The following is a 15,559-nucleotide window of genomic DNA, read 5'->3' on the forward strand; positions in this document are numbered from 1 at the left end:
TCAAATATAATACAGTAAACAGCAGATATATGGATTGCATGTATTTTTATAGGATCTTTATTTGAGGTGACGGCTCACTTGTAATCATATGTCATTTCTGCTTATAATAAAATGATGCAACAGGGGGTAGAGCAATGACTCTGGAAATAAAAAATGAACTGGGCAGCATAGATATCGCGATGGATGTCATCTCCAATATTGCCGGTGGGGCAGTAGTGGAAAGCTATGGCGTAGTCGGTATGGCTTCAAAGCATCAGGTAAGGGATGGCTTTGCGGAACTGCTCGGTAAAGAGAACTATGCACGGGGTGTCATCGTCGACAACAAGGATGGCGACATCAGCATCGACCTGTATATCATCGTAGGCTATGGAGTCAAAATCTCGGAAGTGGCGACGAATGTACAATCAACTGTAAAATATAAACTTGAAAAGACGCTTGGGCTTGATATCAAATCGGTGAATATCTACGTTCAGGGTGTCAGAATCATCAATACCGAGGACTGACCAGGGAGGATTTATTAAGTAATGGATAAGATAGATGGCAGAATGTTCAGGAATATGATTTTAAGCGGGGCCGAAAATCTTCGGCGGCATGCTGAATATGTGGATTCTTTAAACGTCTTCCCTGTACCGGACGGTGACACGGGGACGAATATGAATCTTTCCATGACCTCGGGTGCAGATGAAGTCGAGGATAAGGAAGATGTCCATATCGGTACTGTGGGGAAGCACTTCTCCAAAGGGCTGCTCATGGGCGCACGCGGCAATTCGGGTGTCATCCTTTCCCAGCTTTTCCGCGGATTTTCCAAAGCGATCGAGGAAAAGAAGGAAATAGAAGCAGCGGACTTCACAGCGGCTTTCGGAGCAGGGGTCAAGACTGCCTATAAGGCGGTCATGAAACCTGTGGAAGGGACAATTCTTACAGTTGCCAAAGACTCTGCAAACAAGGTCGAGGAGATTTCAGCAACCGAGTCTTCCATCATCACCATTATGGAAGCGGTCATCAAGGAGGCGAAGGCATCCCTTGAAAGAACGCCGGAACTGCTCCCTGTACTGAAGGAGGTCGGTGTGGTGGATTCCGGTGGACAGGGTCTTGTATACGTCTACGAAGGATTCCTTTCTGCGCTGCGAGGCGAACCGATAGAAGTGTCCGGGAAGCCGGATACGGAGACATTTGTCAATGATGAGCATGATTTTGATGAGTTCATGTCTGTTGAAGACATCGAATATGGTTTCTGTACAGAATTCATGGTACGGTTCGACTCCGGCAAGCGTGAATTCAATGAAGACGATTTCCGGCAGGATATGAGCGAGTTCGGCGATTCCCTGCTGGTCATTTCGGATGAGGAGATCGTCAAGGTCCACGTCCACACGGAAACGCCTGGCGAAGCCATGACCTACGGTGCGACATATGGTGAACTGATCAAGATGAAGATCGAGAACATGCGCGAGCAGTTCAGAGCGGTGCACCACAAGAAGGAAGCGGCACCAGCAAGAAAAGAAGGGTATGATACGGCCATCATCACTGTGTCATCCGGGGAAGGTGTCAATGAGCTGTTCAGAAGCATCGGTGCCACGCATGTCATCAATGGTGGACAGACGATGAACCCTTCAACGGAAGATATATTGAGAACCATCGAAGATGAAGAGGTCAAATCCGCTATCATACTGCCGAACAATAAGAATATCATCATGGCAGCGGAGCAGGCGCGGGATATGCTGGAGATTCCGGCAGTCGTCATCCCGACACGCTCCATTCCGGAAGGGCTCTCGAGTCTCCTGGTGTATTCACCCGAAGCAGAACTTGAAGAGAACAAGGATGCGATGGTCGCTTCTCTTGAACATGTCAAGACCGGACAGGTCACCTATGCGGTCAGGGACACGAAGATCGACGGCATCGAAATCAGGAAGGATCAGCATATGGGCATCAAGGACGGCAAGATCACCGGTGCGCATGATTCCCGTGAAGCTTCGCTGAAGCAGCTGATCGAATCCATGCTTGACGAAGAGTCGGAAATCGTCACTGTACTGATCGGTGATGAAGGGGACCCGGAAGAAGTGGACCGCATCATAGAGGCGCTTGAATCCGAATACGATGAAGTGGAATTCGAGGTTCATGATGGACAGCAGCCGGTATACAGCTATCTGCTATCTGTAGAATAGTCATAAGAATCTCATCGGTTCCAGGGAGCTGATGGGATTTTTTTGAACGGAGGGGTTTATATGAAGTATAAGAGTGTTTTTGATATCATCGGCCCGGTGATGGTCGGGCCATCGTCGTCGCATACGGCAGGCGCCGCAAGAATCGGGCTGCTGGCACGGAATCTGTTCGGCGGACAGCCGGATCATGTGGACATCTATCTATACGGATCCTTCAAGGATACGTACAAGGGGCACGGCACGGATGTGGCGCTGATCGGGGGTCTGCTCGGATTCGATACGGATGATGACCGCATCATTACAGCATACGCGCTTGCTGAAGCGTCATCGATGCAGGTGCAGTTCATCGAGATGGACGAGGAGCGCTCGCACCCGAACACTGCGCTTCTGCACCTTGTAAAGGGAACAGAACGTCTGACGGTGGAAGGCATTTCCATCGGTGGGGGCAAGATCGAGGTGGTCAGCATCAACGACTATCCGATAAACATCTCGGGCAACTACCCGGCATTGCTGGTCTTTCATAAGGATACGTTCGGCACGATTGCACGGGTGACGACCATACTGGGGAACAACCGTATCAATGTCAGCCAGATGAATGTGGCCCGCAAGGAAAAAGGGGACATTGCGCTGATGACCATTGAACTGGACGACACGATAGAGAGCGCCATCATTGAAGAAGTGCGACAGGCGTCCGGTGTCGACAGAGTAATTGAAATGAAAGAAAGCTGAGGTGGGTCATTATGTTTAAAAGTATTCAGGAAATGATAGAGAAGGCAACGGCCGAAAACAAATCGATTGCGGATATCATGATCGCCCAGGAGATGGAAGTGACGGGCCGCTCATACTTGGATATCCATAAGGACATGGAGCGTAATCTCGAAGTGATGGAGTCGGCTGTCGAAGAAGGCTTCGGTGGTGTGGAAAGTACTACCGGACTGACCGGCATGGATGCCGTGAAAATGAAAAAGTACATCGATAGTGGAAGAGGGCTCAGCGGAGAACTCACGCTCTATGCCATTGCACATGCAGTGAGTACGAATGAAGTGAACGCAGCCATGGGCAAGATCTGTGCCACCCCTACGGCCGGTTCTGCCGGTGTTGTACCCGGTGTGCTTTTTGCCATGCGTGAAAAGCACGATATAAGTCGGGAGGACATGGTGAAGTTCCTCTTCACTTCCGGTGCCTTCGGTTTTGTTGTGGCCAATAATGCAAGCATCTCTGGTGCCGCGGGCGGCTGCCAGGCGGAAGTCGGCAGCGCGAGCGCAATGGCGGCGGCAGCCCTTGTGGAAATGGCCGGGGGAACTCCTGAGATGAGTGCCCACGGTTTTGCGATTGCGCTTAAGAACATGCTTGGACTCGTATGCGATCCGGTCGCCGGTCTGGTTGAAGTGCCCTGTGTCAAAAGGAATGCGGCCGGTGCGAGCAATGCACTGACTGCAGCGGATATGGCGCTTGCGGGCATCGAATCCAGAATCCCGGCCGATGAAGTGGTCGAAGCGATGTACAAGATCGGCCTGACCATGCCGTCGGCACTGCGAGAAACCGGCCGCGGCGGCCTGGCTGCGACGCCGACAGGGGAGCGTATAAAAGCAGAGCTTTTCGGTGAGCAGTAATGCTTTCCATGTACCATGTCATCACGTCACCGCCACCTGTGGAAGATATGAAGGGTGTCGGGCCGAAACTCCGTGACAAGCTCCTTGAACTGGATATCAGAAATGCCAATGACATCGTGTTCCATCTCCCGAGCGGCTATGAAAACCTGAGTGTCATGGATCTGACCGAAGCCAGGCATAATGATAAGGTCACAGTGGCCGGTGACATCAAGACCGAACCGGCACTCGCCTTCTTCAGGGGCGGCAAGAGCCGTCTGACCGTATTCATGGAAGTCAACGGCATGTATGTCAAAGTCGTCTTCTTCAACCAGCCCTATCTGAAGGATAAGCTGAAGGTCGGAGGGTCAGCCAGAATATCCGGGAAGTTCAACCTCCATAAGCTTGAAATCAACGCGCAAAGGCTCATCTTCGATGCTTCCGGCGGCTTCCATGTGAAATACCATCTTGGTGGTGTAATGCACTCGAAGACCTTCAGCAAGATAGTAGCTGAAGTGTTTGAAAAGTGCATCTTCAACTATGATCTGCCGGAAGATCTGAAGCAGAAATACCGTCTGCTCTCCATAAGGGAAGCATTATGGCATCTTCATTTTCCGAAAAACCCGCACGATATCAATGAGGCACGACGGACAATCAAGTTCTATGAACTTTTCATCTTCCAGCTGCAGCTGATGGAGAAGCGCAGGCAGGAGCGGGTCAGGAATGAGCGGTATATCGTCGACTATGACGTCGAAGCACTCCGGGAATTCATCGACACGCTGCCATTTGAGCTCACTTCCGACCAGAAGCGGAGCGCCAATGAGATCTGCCGCGATCTGAAACAGAACATTTCGATGCACCGCCTGCTGCAGGGGGATGTCGGGAGCGGCAAGACGATCGTTGCCGGACTGGCGAGCTACGCGATCAGGACAATCGGTGAGCAGACAGCGCTGATGGTGCCGACAGAAGTGCTTGCAAACCAGCATTACCAGTCATTCATGGAAATATTCGATGGCCGGCTCAATATCGCCAAGCTGACAGGTACGACGTCGCGCAAGGAAAAAATGTACATACAGGAAGCCCTGCGTGAAGGTGAAATAGATCTCATCATCGGCACCCATGCGCTGATAGAGGATGATGTCGTCTTCAGAAGACTTTCTCTTATCATCACGGATGAACAGCACCGTTTCGGAGTCAACCAGAGGAAGCGGCTGAATGACAAGTCATACCGCAAGAATGTCCTCTATATGACTGCGACACCGATTCCGAGAACACTGTCCATCACTACATTCGGCGATATGGACATTTCGATCATCAAAGAGATGCCAAAAGGGCGGAAGCCTGTAAAAACATACTGGCGGCGATTTGATGAAACAGATGAAGTACTCGATGCACTTGCCGCTGAAATGGAGAAAGGACATAGTGCCTACATCGTGGCGCCGCTGATTGAAGAGTCGGAGACACTGGACCTTAAAAATGTGCAGGAGATCTTCCAGCTGTTTACGGACCGTTTCGGCGAAGAGAATGTCGAACTGGTCCATGGGCGCATGAAGCCGGAGGAAAAGTCTGCCGGCATGAAGCGTTTTGAATCCCATGAAAAGCCGGTGCTTGTATCGACGACAGTAATAGAAGTCGGGATCAATGTACCAAATGCCACTTTTATGGTAATATTTAACGCAGAACGTTTCGGTCTGTCGACACTCCATCAGCTGAGAGGACGGGTCGGCCGTAGCGACAAGCAGAGCTACTGCGTGCTGGTCAGCGACCCGAAGACGGAGAACGCCAAGCTCAGAATGGACATCATGACCAGTACGACAGACGGTTTCGAACTGAGTGAACAAGACCTTGAAATGCGGGGGCCGGGAGACTATTTCGGCGTCCGCCAGAGCGGTCTGCCCCAGTTCAAGGTGGCTGACCTGGCTGAAGATTACCGGGTACTTGAGCATGCACGGATGAGCGCAATCGACTATGCTGCAAAAATGGAGGCGGATGGATGAAGTATGCTCTTAGGATTTTCGGCATCGTATTGATACTTTCAGGTGTCATGCTGTTCTTTTGGCAGGATATCCGTGAAATGTTCACGGATCGCGTAAACGACCGGGTCATTGAGGCCTATCATCAGGGGGACCGTGACGTCCAGGTGAACCCGCTCGAATCATTTGTCACCGGAATTGAAGATGGCGGAGAAGTGACAGATGCCGAAGGTGCTTCTGGCACGTCAGATGCGTCAAGTGAGACCGGACCGGCAGAATTCAACATGGATAATGTGGCCGGCATCCTTTCGATAGCTTCAGCAGACATCAGAGAACCGGTTTTCAGAGGGCCGGTGACGGAAAGCAACCTGAGGAGGGGTCTGTCCTTTGTTGATGCAGGTGACCATGTCGGCATGCAGAACATCCCGATAGCAGGCCATCGTGTGGAAGGCATCGGCATCCGGTTCAATCATTTGGATCGTGCTTCTGTCGGGGATGTGGTTACCTTCGACACTGCCGAAGGTACACGGACATACGAAATCACCGATATATTCGAGGTGGACCCTTCCCAGGTCGAGGTGCTGGACCAGAAGGCAGGGGAGCCAAAGCAGCTTACGCTGATCACATGTGAGGACTATAATCCCGAAACGCTGCTCTTCGAGAAGCGGCTCATCGTCAGAGCGGCAATAGTGGAGTGATGGAATGGTGCATGCCCCGAAACCGGGCCGTGCACCTTTTTTATTTTCCCATGCCAGAAATTGTTTGAAATCGCCAAAGCAGTTATATATACTGATGTTAGTACCAACTACTAAATGAGGTTGACTTATGGCGAAATATAAGAAAAGAGAACGCCAGGAACTTCTGATCGAAAAAGTATCGACAGATCCCTTCCTGACTGATGAGCGGTTATCTGAAATGTTTGAGGTCAGTATACAGACGATCCGGCTGGACCGTCTGGAATTGAATATCCCCGAGCTTCGGGAACGCATCAAGCATGTGGCCAGGGAGGAGACGGACAAGATCCGGAGCCTTTCACTGCAGGAAGTGGTCGGCGAGATCATTGATATCGAACTCAACCATCATGCACTGTCACTCTTTATTGTAGAGGAGGGCCATGTGTTCAGGAAGAATCAGATTGCCCGTGGGCATTATCTGTTTGCTCAGGCCAATTCCCTATGTGTCGCCGTCATCGATGAGCCGCTGGCGCTGACGAAATCGGCGCAGATAGAGTTCATCAAGCCGGCAAAGCTTGGCGACAAGGTGATATCAAAGGCAGTAGTCGAGAAGATGGAAGGCAGGATTGCCGCCATTACAGTCGAATCGAAAATTGAACAGCGTCTCGTATTCAAAGGGCGTTTTGAAATGTACTATACAGGTGAAGGTGAAAAAAATGGTTAAAATTGCAGTCGATCTAATGGGTGGAGACAATGCACCTCACGAAATTGAGAAGGGCGTACTACAGGCTGTCGAAGCGGACCAGTCGATTGAAATACTGCTCTTCGGTCTCGAAGGCGCCTATACGGGCGACCATCCCCGCATACAGTTCATCGAAGTCAGTGAAAAGATCGAATCGGAAGATGACCCTGTCCGTTCAGTGAGAAGGAAGAAGGACAGCTCACTTGTCAGGGCTTGCCAGGCGGTCAAGGATAAGGAGGCGGACGCCTGCATCTCAGCCGGCAACACGGGCGCGCTGATGAGTGCCGGGCTGTTTGTGGTCGGCCGCATCAAAGGCATCGAACGTCCGGCCATCGGAACACTGCTGCCTACGACGCATGCAAGCGGCAAAGGCATGATGCTGCTTGATATGGGTGCCAATGTCGACAATAAGCCGAAGCATCTCTACCAGTTTGCGGTCATGGCGGATCTATACATGCGGGACAATGAGGGCCGCAGCAATCCGACCATCGGGCTTGTCAATAATGGCAGCGAAGAGAACAAGGGCAGCGAAATGACGAAAGAGACGTTCAGGATGCTGAAGGAGAGCGATCTGAATTTCACCGGCAACTTCGAAACACGGGATATCCTCTCCGGCAAGGTGGATATTGCAGTGACGGATGGATTCACCGGCAATATCATACTTAAAACAATCGAAGGCACTGCCATGGCACTCATGGGGGAAGTGAAGCATGCTTTTCTCAAGAACGCCAAAAACAAGATTGCAGCACTGATACTGAAAAAGGATGTACAGGGCATCAGGGATCTGCTCGACTACCGTCATTACGGTGGCGCGCCTCTGCTCGGACTGGATGGCAATGTTCTGAAGGCCCATGGATCGAGCGACAGTACGGCGATTGTATCGGCCATCAGGCAGGCGAAGAGAATGGCCCGGTCTGATGCCATAAACAAGATCAAGGAAAGTGTGGGAGAGGAATGAAGAAACTGATTCTATTTCCAGGCCAGGGCGCACAGTACAGCGGAATGGCCAAGGATATATATGAGAATTCCCCGGAGGGACGGACGCTGCTTGATGAAGTGTTCATGAATGTGGACTTCGATCTGAAATCGATCATGTTCGAGGACGATGCACGTCTGAACCAGACGGAATATACACAGCCCGCCCTGTTTGCGCACAGCCTTGCGGTGCTTGCAGCAACAGGCATCAAGGGCGATATCGTGCTTGGGCACAGCCTCGGCGAACTGCCGGCGCTTGTTCATGCCGGTGTCCTGAGTGTCAGGGATGGTGTAAGGATTGTTGCAAAGCGCGGCGAATTGATGGCCGGGAGTGAAGGCGGCGGCATGGCAGCTGTCATCGGCATGGAGCGCGAGGCGCTTGAAGCACTGTGTGCATCCCTTTCTGACGACACACGCAGAATACAGCCTGCCAATATCAACGCACCGGACCAGATTGTCGTTTCCGGCGATCGTGGACTGATCGAGTCTTTTACAGCTGAAGCGAAATCGCATGGCGCGCGGAAAGTGATGCCGCTGAACGTATCGGGCGCATTCCATTCCTACCTGATGGAACCGGCCCAGCAGGCGTTCAGGGATTTTGTCAGTGGCATCGAATTCAATGCACCGGTCATCCCGGTCATACAGAATGTCTCGGCAAAGCCCGAGACGGACCCGGAAACAATCAGAGCACAGCTCATCGATCAGCTGACACATCCGGTGCGCTTCGTCGAATGTGTCGAAGCAGCAGTGGAACAGGGTGTGACGGAAGCGGTCGAAGTCGGACCGAAGAAAGTACTGAACGGACTGGTAAGAAAAATAGATCGTTCCATCAAAACATCCAATATTGATACAATGGAACAGGTAAAGGAGTTCAACAATGGGTAATATCGCACTCGTAACAGGCGCATCAAGAGGCATCGGCAGAAGCATCGCACTGAAGCTTGCAGAAAACGGCTACACGGTCATCGTCAACTATTCCGGTTCAAAGGATAAGGCAGAAGCTGTCGTATCCGAAATTGAAGCATCAGGGGGCACGGCGGAAGCGGTGCAGTGCCATGTCCAGAACTTCGATGACGTAAAAGCAATGGTCAAGCATATTACGGATACGCATGGTTCCATTGATGTTGTCGTCAATAATGCCGGAGTGACTAAAGACAACCTGCTGATGAGAATGAAAGAGGCCGAATGGGATCAGGTCGTAGACGTCAATCTCAAAGGGACATTCAATGTCATACAGAACGTCGCCCGCCCGATGATCCGCCAGAAGGGCGGCCGGATCATCAACGTATCGAGCATCGTCGGTTCACTCGGCAATGCCGGCCAGACGAACTATGTCGCTTCAAAGGCAGGCATCGACGGCATGACGAAATCGGTTGCCAGAGAACTTGCGCCGAAAGGCATCACGGTCAATGCCGTGGCGCCGGGATTCATCGAAAGCGACATGACGGATGTACTGTCCGATGAGATCAAATCGCAGATGCTTTCCCAGATACCATTAAACCATTTCGGCAGTACGGATGATATTTCCGAGACGATTGCGTTTCTGGCATCCGGTTCCGCCCGCTATATTACCGGTCAGACCATTCATGTAAATGGTGGTATGTACATGGGCTAGACCCTGTGGTACCATTGGAGGGAGGTGAAGAATAATGGCAAACTTTGATAAAGTAAAAGACATCATCGTGGACAAACTTGGAATCGATGAGGAAAAAGTAACAAGAGATGCATCTTTCAAGGATGACCTTGGTGCAGACTCTCTAGATATCGCTGAGCTTGTTATGGAACTTGAAGATGAGTTCGAAATGGAAATTCCGGATGAGGAAGCTGAAAAGATCAACACAGTAGGCGACGCTCTGGATTACATCGACAAACTGGACGCGAAGTAATGATAAAATCCACTTTTCGAAGTGGATTTTATTTTTATGCTAAAACTTTTATTCATCATGACAATCATTTAAAATAGTGGAATGGAGGCGGATATGATGACCAGCAGAATGACTTTCAAAGCAATTGAACAGCGTATCGACAAGGACAGGCATGCAAAGCGTGGACTCGCAAAATTCCGTCAGGAATTCAAGGCATTCATCAGTCGGACGGGCATAGAGACCCGGGATGAGGCACAGTATGTACAGGCATTCATGCACAGCTCCTACATCAATGATCTGCAGATGGACAAGATATACAACAACGAGCGTCTGGAATTTCTCGGGGACGCTGTACTAGAATTGATGGTTTCAGATTATATATATGAGCGATTCAAAGAATTGCCGGAAGGCGACCTGACCAAACTCAGAGCCAATATAGTATGTGAACCCTCACTTGTAGTATTCGCAGAAAAACTTCATATGCAGCCTTTGATACTGCTCGGCAGAGGTGAGGAGAAGACGGGCGGACGTGAACGCCCATCCATCGTCTCCGACACATTCGAGGCATTTCTCGGTGCACTCTATCTGGATCAGGGTGCGGATGCAGCAAGAGGCTTCCTTGAACGCCATGTATTCCCTGAAGTGAAAGATAGAGACTATAATGCGGTCGTCGACTATAAGACCGCCCTTCAGGAGAGGATGCACAGGACGCATGGACAGAGTGTTGCATACCAGCTGCTCGAATCCACGGGTCCGAGCCACGACAAGACGTTCGTGACAGGTGTATTCACTGATGGAGCCATGATCGGCAAAGGTTCCGGACGCTCCAAGAAGGAGTCGGAACAGAAGGCCGCACGGCATGCTCTCGGAGAAATGGACGATAGGGAGAAACAGTAATGGTATATTTGAAAGCAATAGAAGCACATGGCTTCAAGTCATTCGCCGACAAGGTGGACATACGATTTGATGCCGGGGTCACCGCGGTGGTCGGCCCGAATGGTAGTGGAAAAAGCAACATCACCGATGCCATCCGCTGGGTGCTCGGTGAACAGTCAGCGCGCTCCATACGCGGCGTCAAGATGGAGGATGTCATATTCAACGGTACAACAGACCGCAAGCCGATGAATCATGCCTACGTCAGACTGTCACTCGACAACACGGCACGCACGCTGCAGATGGATGCGGACGTGGTGCACATCACGAGAAAGCTCTACCGCAATGGAGACAGCGAGTATTTCATCAACAATGACAGAAGCCGACTGAAGGAGATCAATGAACTGTTCCTCGATTCCGGACTTGGCCGCAATGCATTCAACATCATTTCGCAGGGCGAAGTGGATGAAGTATTGAACGCCAAGCCCGACCAGAGGCGCGGGCTGATCGAAGAGGCCGCCGGCGTGATGAAATACAAGCTCCGCAAGAAGGAGTCGGAAAGACGGCTTGAGGATACTGCCGGCAACCTGGACCGTGTCCATGACATCATCCACGAACTGGAGTCGCGGGTCCATCGTCTGGAGCGGGAAAGTGCCAACGCCAAGGAGTATCTTGCGCTGAAGGATGAGATGCGCCAGAGCGATATCGAAGTGACGGTCCACGATGTGGATGCGCTGCTCGCCATGCTCGAAACAGAGACGCAGTCGCTTTCATCAGTGGAGCAGTCCATCGCAGCCGACCGTGAGGCACTCGCGGACATCGAAGCACGCATGACCGGACTCGCAGAGAAAAGGGATGAACACGACCGTAGAAACCGTACACTCAATGCCAGGCTGGTCGAACTGTCCAAGAAGCTCGAGCAGACCAATGGACAGATTGCGCTCTACAAGGAGCGGAAGGACAACAAGGGCCAGGCGAGCGAAGATCTGAAAGTACGGCTCGAGAATTCAAAGGAACGGCATGATAGTCTCCGTCAGCAGCAGGCGGAAGTCCTCGAGACGCTCGGCGCGCTCGAACGGACGGCTCAGAATCTGGAGCAGGCCATCAAGGACACACGGAAAGAACGCCAGGAACTGATGAAGGACCAGAGTGGCGAGATCGAGCAGCTGAAGGACCAGTACTACGATCTGATGGTTCGGAAGACGACGCTCGAAAATGAATACCGCCGTGCAGAAGACGAGAAATCAAGGCTTGGAGACAGCATTCGTCAGAAGCAGGAACGGCTCGCATCTCTCAAGTCGGGCCTGAAGGAAGAAAAGGCGCGTCTTCAGACTTTGCAGCAGCAGTATGATGAAACACGCAGTACGCTGTCCGGAAAGCGGGAGGCATTCCAGGAAACAGACGGCAGAGTGGCCAAGCTCAAGTCCCAGTATGACAAGGAGCGGGAAAAGCTCGATACTGCGAAACGCTATATCGAGCAGCAGTCATCAAAACTCGAAATGCTGACCACCATGCAGAATGAATACCGTGGATACTATCCCGGTGCACGCTTCATTCTGAAAAACCGCAAGCCGTCGGACGGCATCGTCGGATCGGTCGGCGAGCTGCTGTCGACAGACGGTGAATATGTCAGAGCGCTCGATACTGCGCTTGGTGCACAAGCCCAGAATATCGTGGCAGCAGACGAGCATAGTGCCAAGCAGGCCATCAGACGGCTGAAGGATGCCAAGGCAGGGTTTGCAACGTTCCTGCCGATGGATATCATCCGCCACAAGCATATCCATTCCGATATCCAAAGTACGATCAGCCGTACGTCCATCGATGTACAGATCATGTCGGAGATTGTCCAGTATGAAGTGGACATTCCGAATATTGTATCCCATCTGCTCGGCACGACCCTTGTTACACAGTCGATGGATGATGCGACACAGCTTGCCCGTGAAATCGGCCATAAGCTGCGCATTGTGACTGTCGATGGTGAAACCATCATGCCGGGTGGTGCAATGTCGGGCGGCTCCAGAAATTCCAAAAGCTCCATCATCGAAAGCCAGCGTGAACATCAGGAAACGAAAGAGAAGCTTGAAGCATACCAGGAAAAAACACGGCACATGTCACAGTCCGTCACCCGGCTCGGGGAAGCGCTGGCGGATCAGATGCTTCAGAAGGACAAGCTTGAATCGGAAGGCAGGGAGATTGCCGAGCAGAATGAGACCTGTCATGCTGAGATCGGCCGCCTCACCTACCAGATAGAGGCAAAAGAAGAGAATGCGGCCATCCTTGAAGCAGAACTGAAGGCGATTGATGCGCCGCTTGATACCGGTGATCATGCTGAACAGATCAAGGCTGTCACAGCTGATCTTGAAGCACTAAATGCACGGATCAGAAGAATGAGTGCTTCCGATAAGGATAAGAAGGAGACGCTGCGGCAGCTTACAGATGAAGGCCATGCAATGGAACGGGAGCTTGCGACGGTCAAAGAACGTCTTAATCATTCGAGGAACGAAGCAGAACGTCTCGCAGCGGAACTGGCAGATGCACTATCGGCAGTCCAGGATATCACCGACCGCCAGAAGATGCTCGAGCAGGATATCGGCACGCTTGATATCGAAGCGCTTGAAGCACAGCGCGCCACATTGGAGCAGCAGGTTGCCGAGCTCTATGAAGCAACCGAAGAGGCGGCAGCCCTGCAGCACGGTTTGAAGCAGGAGTACGCCGGGCTGCAGGAAGCAAAGGACGACCATCTGAAGCGTCTGGATGCTCTGCAGGATGCTCGCAGGAAGCACAGCGGCACGAAGGAAAAGTTGGATGTACAGATTGAACAGAAGATCGAATATTTATCGGAAACATATAAAATGACGTATGATAGAGCGAGAGAGGAATATCAGGACTTCTCGAACATCGACCAGAAGCGGATGAAGATATCGCTGAACAGGAAGAGCATCGAAGAACTGGGACCGGTGAACCTCGGAGCAATCGAGGAGTTTGAGCGTGTCAATGAGCGCTACCAGTTCCTGAAGGCGCAGGAGAGCGATCTGTATGAAGCCAGGCAGACACTGCTTGAAGTCATCGAAGAGATGGACGAAGCAGTGGCTGTAAGGTTCCAGTCTGCGTATGACCAGGTCAACCAGCATTTCGGTGAAGTGTTCAGACGGATGTTCGGCGGGGGCCAGGCTGAACTCAGACTGACAGACCCCGGCAACTATCTGGAATCGGGTGTCGAAATATACGCGCAGCCACCCGGGAAGAAGCTGTCCACACTTTCACTCCTGTCCGGAGGAGAGCGCGCACTTACAGCCATCAGTCTGCTGTTCGGTATTCTGAAAGTGCGTGTCAGCCCGTTCATCATTCTGGATGAGGTGGAAGCGGCCCTTGACGAAGCGAATGTACTGCGCTATGCGCAATATTTGAAGCAGCTTTCACAGGACACCCAGTTCATCGTGATCACCCACCGCAAGGGAACGATGGAGGAGAGTGACCGCCTGTTCGGCGTGACGATGCAGGAGCGTGGGGTCAGTCAGCTGATCAGCGTCGATCTCAAGGATTATGAAGAAAATATCAGAGAGGAAGAGACAGTGTGAGCTTTCTAAAAAGATTAAAAGATAAGTTTCAGCCGAAAAGCGACCAGCCTGAGCTGCAGGAACAGGAATCGCTCGAATCCCAGAGCGAGGCGCTCGATGATGGCCTGATCAGCATAGAGGAGTTCGAGGAGTGGGAGCAGGAGCAGATCGGCTACAAGTTCAAGGCCGGCCTTGAGAAAAGCCGCGAGAAGTTCCAGAACGAGATCAATGAACTCATGGCACGCTACCGCACAGTGGATGAGGACTTCTTCGAAGCACTTGAAGAAGTGCTGATCTCAGCAGACGTCGGCTTCAATACAGTGATGGAGCTGACTGATGAACTGCGTCATGAAGCGAAAGTGAAGAATATTACGGAAACAGCCGATCTCAGGGAGACGATCGTCGAGAAGATGGTCGAAATCTATGAGCGTAACGACGACCTTCCCGAAACGGTGAATATTCAGCAGGACGACCTCACCGTCATCCTCGTGGTCGGCGTCAACGGTGTCGGCAAGACGACAAGCATCGGCAAGCTTGCCTACAAGTACAAGCAGGAAGGCAGGAATGTAATGCTTGCTGCCGGAGATACTTTCCGTGCGGGTGCAATCAACCAGCTGAAGATATGGGGAGAGCGTGTCGATGTCGATGTCATATCACAGGCTGAAGGCAGTGACCCTGCTGCTGTAATGTATGACGCCGTGAGTGCAGCAAAGAAACGCGGGGCCGACGTTCTGATCTGTGATACAGCCGGCCGTCTGCAGAACAAGGGCAATCTGATGAATGAACTGTCCAAGATCAAGAAGGTCATCCAGAAGGTTGTACCTGAAGCACCCCATGAATCCCTGCTCGTGCTTGATGCCACAACCGGCCAGAATGCACTGAGCCAGGCAAAGGCCTTCAAGGAAGTGACTGATGTCTCAGGAATTGTCCTGACCAAACTTGACGGTACCGCGAAGGGCGGCATTGTGCTGGCGATCAAAAATGAACTCGGCATTCCGGTCAAGTTTGTCGGTCTTGGCGAGCAGCTGGATGATCTGCAGGAATTCAGTGCAGAAAACTATGTCTATGGCCTGTTCGCCGATATGATCTCCGACGCCGAGGAGATTGCGGAAGATGAAGAAGGTGACAGGGTGTGATCGAAGGTCTTGAGCG

Annotated in this window: 14 protein-coding genes; all 14 read left to right on the forward strand. The window is 51.8% G+C overall.

Features of this window, described 5'->3' with window-relative positions; genetic code table 11:
* The first annotated feature begins 134 nt into the window (after positions 1–134).
* Complete coding sequence (locus FO441_RS02460) at positions 135–503, forward strand: Asp23/Gls24 family envelope stress response protein (protein ID WP_145285288.1); 369 nt, start codon at positions 135–137, stop codon at positions 501–503.
* Positions 504–524: 21 nt separating this feature from the next.
* Positions 525–2,162, forward strand: coding sequence for a DAK2 domain-containing protein (locus FO441_RS02465; protein WP_145285290.1), 1,638 nt, complete (start codon positions 525–527; stop codon positions 2,160–2,162).
* A gap of 60 nt (positions 2,163–2,222) precedes the next feature.
* Positions 2,223–2,888: an L-serine ammonia-lyase, iron-sulfur-dependent subunit beta gene (gene sdaAB, locus FO441_RS02470; RefSeq protein WP_145285292.1), complete on the forward strand. Its 666-nt coding sequence runs from the start codon at positions 2,223–2,225 to the stop codon at positions 2,886–2,888.
* Between the two features lie 11 nt (positions 2,889–2,899).
* Entirely contained in the window at positions 2,900–3,772 is an 873-nt protein-coding gene (gene sdaAA / locus FO441_RS02475; RefSeq protein ID WP_145285296.1) for an L-serine ammonia-lyase, iron-sulfur-dependent, subunit alpha, read from the forward strand.
* Positions 3,772–5,745 (forward strand): ATP-dependent DNA helicase RecG, encoded by a 1,974-nt coding sequence (gene recG, locus FO441_RS02480; protein WP_145285299.1) that lies wholly within the window; start codon positions 3,772–3,774, stop codon positions 5,743–5,745. The genes sdaAA and recG overlap by 1 nt, the downstream gene beginning before the upstream one ends.
* Positions 5,742–6,419, forward strand: a complete 678-nt coding sequence (locus tag FO441_RS02485; RefSeq protein WP_145285302.1) for a sortase — start codon at positions 5,742–5,744, stop codon at positions 6,417–6,419. The genes recG and FO441_RS02485 overlap by 4 nt, the downstream gene beginning before the upstream one ends.
* Positions 6,420–6,546: 127 nt before the next feature.
* Complete coding sequence (fapR, locus tag FO441_RS02490) at positions 6,547–7,119, forward strand: transcription factor FapR (protein ID WP_145285305.1); 573 nt, start codon at positions 6,547–6,549, stop codon at positions 7,117–7,119.
* The gene (plsX, locus tag FO441_RS02495; protein ID WP_145285307.1) at positions 7,112–8,095 is read left to right on the forward strand and encodes a phosphate acyltransferase PlsX; all 984 of its coding nucleotides are present in this window, start codon (positions 7,112–7,114) and stop codon (positions 8,093–8,095) included. The genes fapR and plsX overlap by 8 nt, the downstream gene beginning before the upstream one ends.
* Complete coding sequence (gene fabD / locus FO441_RS02500) at positions 8,092–8,997, forward strand: ACP S-malonyltransferase (protein ID WP_145285310.1); 906 nt, start codon at positions 8,092–8,094, stop codon at positions 8,995–8,997. The genes plsX and fabD overlap by 4 nt, the downstream gene beginning before the upstream one ends.
* Entirely contained in the window at positions 8,990–9,727 is a 738-nt protein-coding gene (gene fabG / locus FO441_RS02505) for a 3-oxoacyl-[acyl-carrier-protein] reductase (protein WP_145285312.1), read from the forward strand. The genes fabD and fabG overlap by 8 nt, the downstream gene beginning before the upstream one ends.
* Positions 9,728–9,761: 34 nt before the next feature.
* Complete coding sequence (locus tag FO441_RS02510) at positions 9,762–9,998, forward strand: acyl carrier protein (RefSeq protein ID WP_145285315.1); 237 nt, start codon at positions 9,762–9,764, stop codon at positions 9,996–9,998.
* 108 nt (positions 9,999–10,106) lie between these two features.
* The gene (gene rnc, locus FO441_RS02515; protein WP_145287302.1) at positions 10,107–10,874 is read left to right on the forward strand and encodes a ribonuclease III; all 768 of its coding nucleotides are present in this window, start codon (positions 10,107–10,109) and stop codon (positions 10,872–10,874) included.
* Entirely contained in the window at positions 10,874–14,428 is a 3,555-nt protein-coding gene (gene smc / locus FO441_RS02520; protein ID WP_145285318.1) for a chromosome segregation protein SMC, read from the forward strand. The genes rnc and smc overlap by 1 nt, the downstream gene beginning before the upstream one ends.
* Positions 14,425–15,543: a signal recognition particle-docking protein FtsY gene (gene ftsY, locus FO441_RS02525; protein ID WP_145285320.1), complete on the forward strand. Its 1,119-nt coding sequence runs from the start codon at positions 14,425–14,427 to the stop codon at positions 15,541–15,543. Before smc ends, ftsY begins: the two co-directional genes overlap by 4 nt.
* The last annotated feature ends 16 nt before the right edge of the window (positions 15,544–15,559 follow it).

The sequence above is a fragment of the Salinicoccus cyprini genome, from assembly GCF_007713705.1.
GTDB lineage: Bacteria > Bacillota > Bacilli > Staphylococcales > Salinicoccaceae > Salinicoccus > Salinicoccus cyprini.

Coding starts and splice junctions, on each gene's coding strand:
- fapR (WP_145285305.1), top strand. CDS start 6,547: ATGGCGAAATATAAGAAAAGAGAACGCCAGGAACTTCTGATCGAAAAA.
- sdaAA (WP_145285296.1), top strand. CDS start 2,900: ATGTTTAAAAGTATTCAGGAAATGATAGAGAAGGCAACGGCCGAAAAC.
- fabD (WP_145285310.1), top strand. CDS start 8,092: ATGAAGAAACTGATTCTATTTCCAGGCCAGGGCGCACAGTACAGCGGA.
- FO441_RS02510 (WP_145285315.1), top strand. CDS start 9,762: ATGGCAAACTTTGATAAAGTAAAAGACATCATCGTGGACAAACTTGGA.
- FO441_RS02460 (WP_145285288.1), top strand. CDS start 135: ATGACTCTGGAAATAAAAAATGAACTGGGCAGCATAGATATCGCGATG.
- rnc (WP_145287302.1), top strand. CDS start 10,107: ATGACTTTCAAAGCAATTGAACAGCGTATCGACAAGGACAGGCATGCA.
- FO441_RS02485 (WP_145285302.1), top strand. CDS start 5,742: ATGAAGTATGCTCTTAGGATTTTCGGCATCGTATTGATACTTTCAGGT.
- recG (WP_145285299.1), top strand. CDS start 3,772: ATGCTTTCCATGTACCATGTCATCACGTCACCGCCACCTGTGGAAGAT.
- sdaAB (WP_145285292.1), top strand. CDS start 2,223: ATGAAGTATAAGAGTGTTTTTGATATCATCGGCCCGGTGATGGTCGGG.
- FO441_RS02465 (WP_145285290.1), top strand. CDS start 525: ATGGATAAGATAGATGGCAGAATGTTCAGGAATATGATTTTAAGCGGG.
- smc (WP_145285318.1), top strand. CDS start 10,874: ATGGTATATTTGAAAGCAATAGAAGCACATGGCTTCAAGTCATTCGCC.
- plsX (WP_145285307.1), top strand. CDS start 7,112: ATGGTTAAAATTGCAGTCGATCTAATGGGTGGAGACAATGCACCTCAC.
- fabG (WP_145285312.1), top strand. CDS start 8,990: ATGGGTAATATCGCACTCGTAACAGGCGCATCAAGAGGCATCGGCAGA.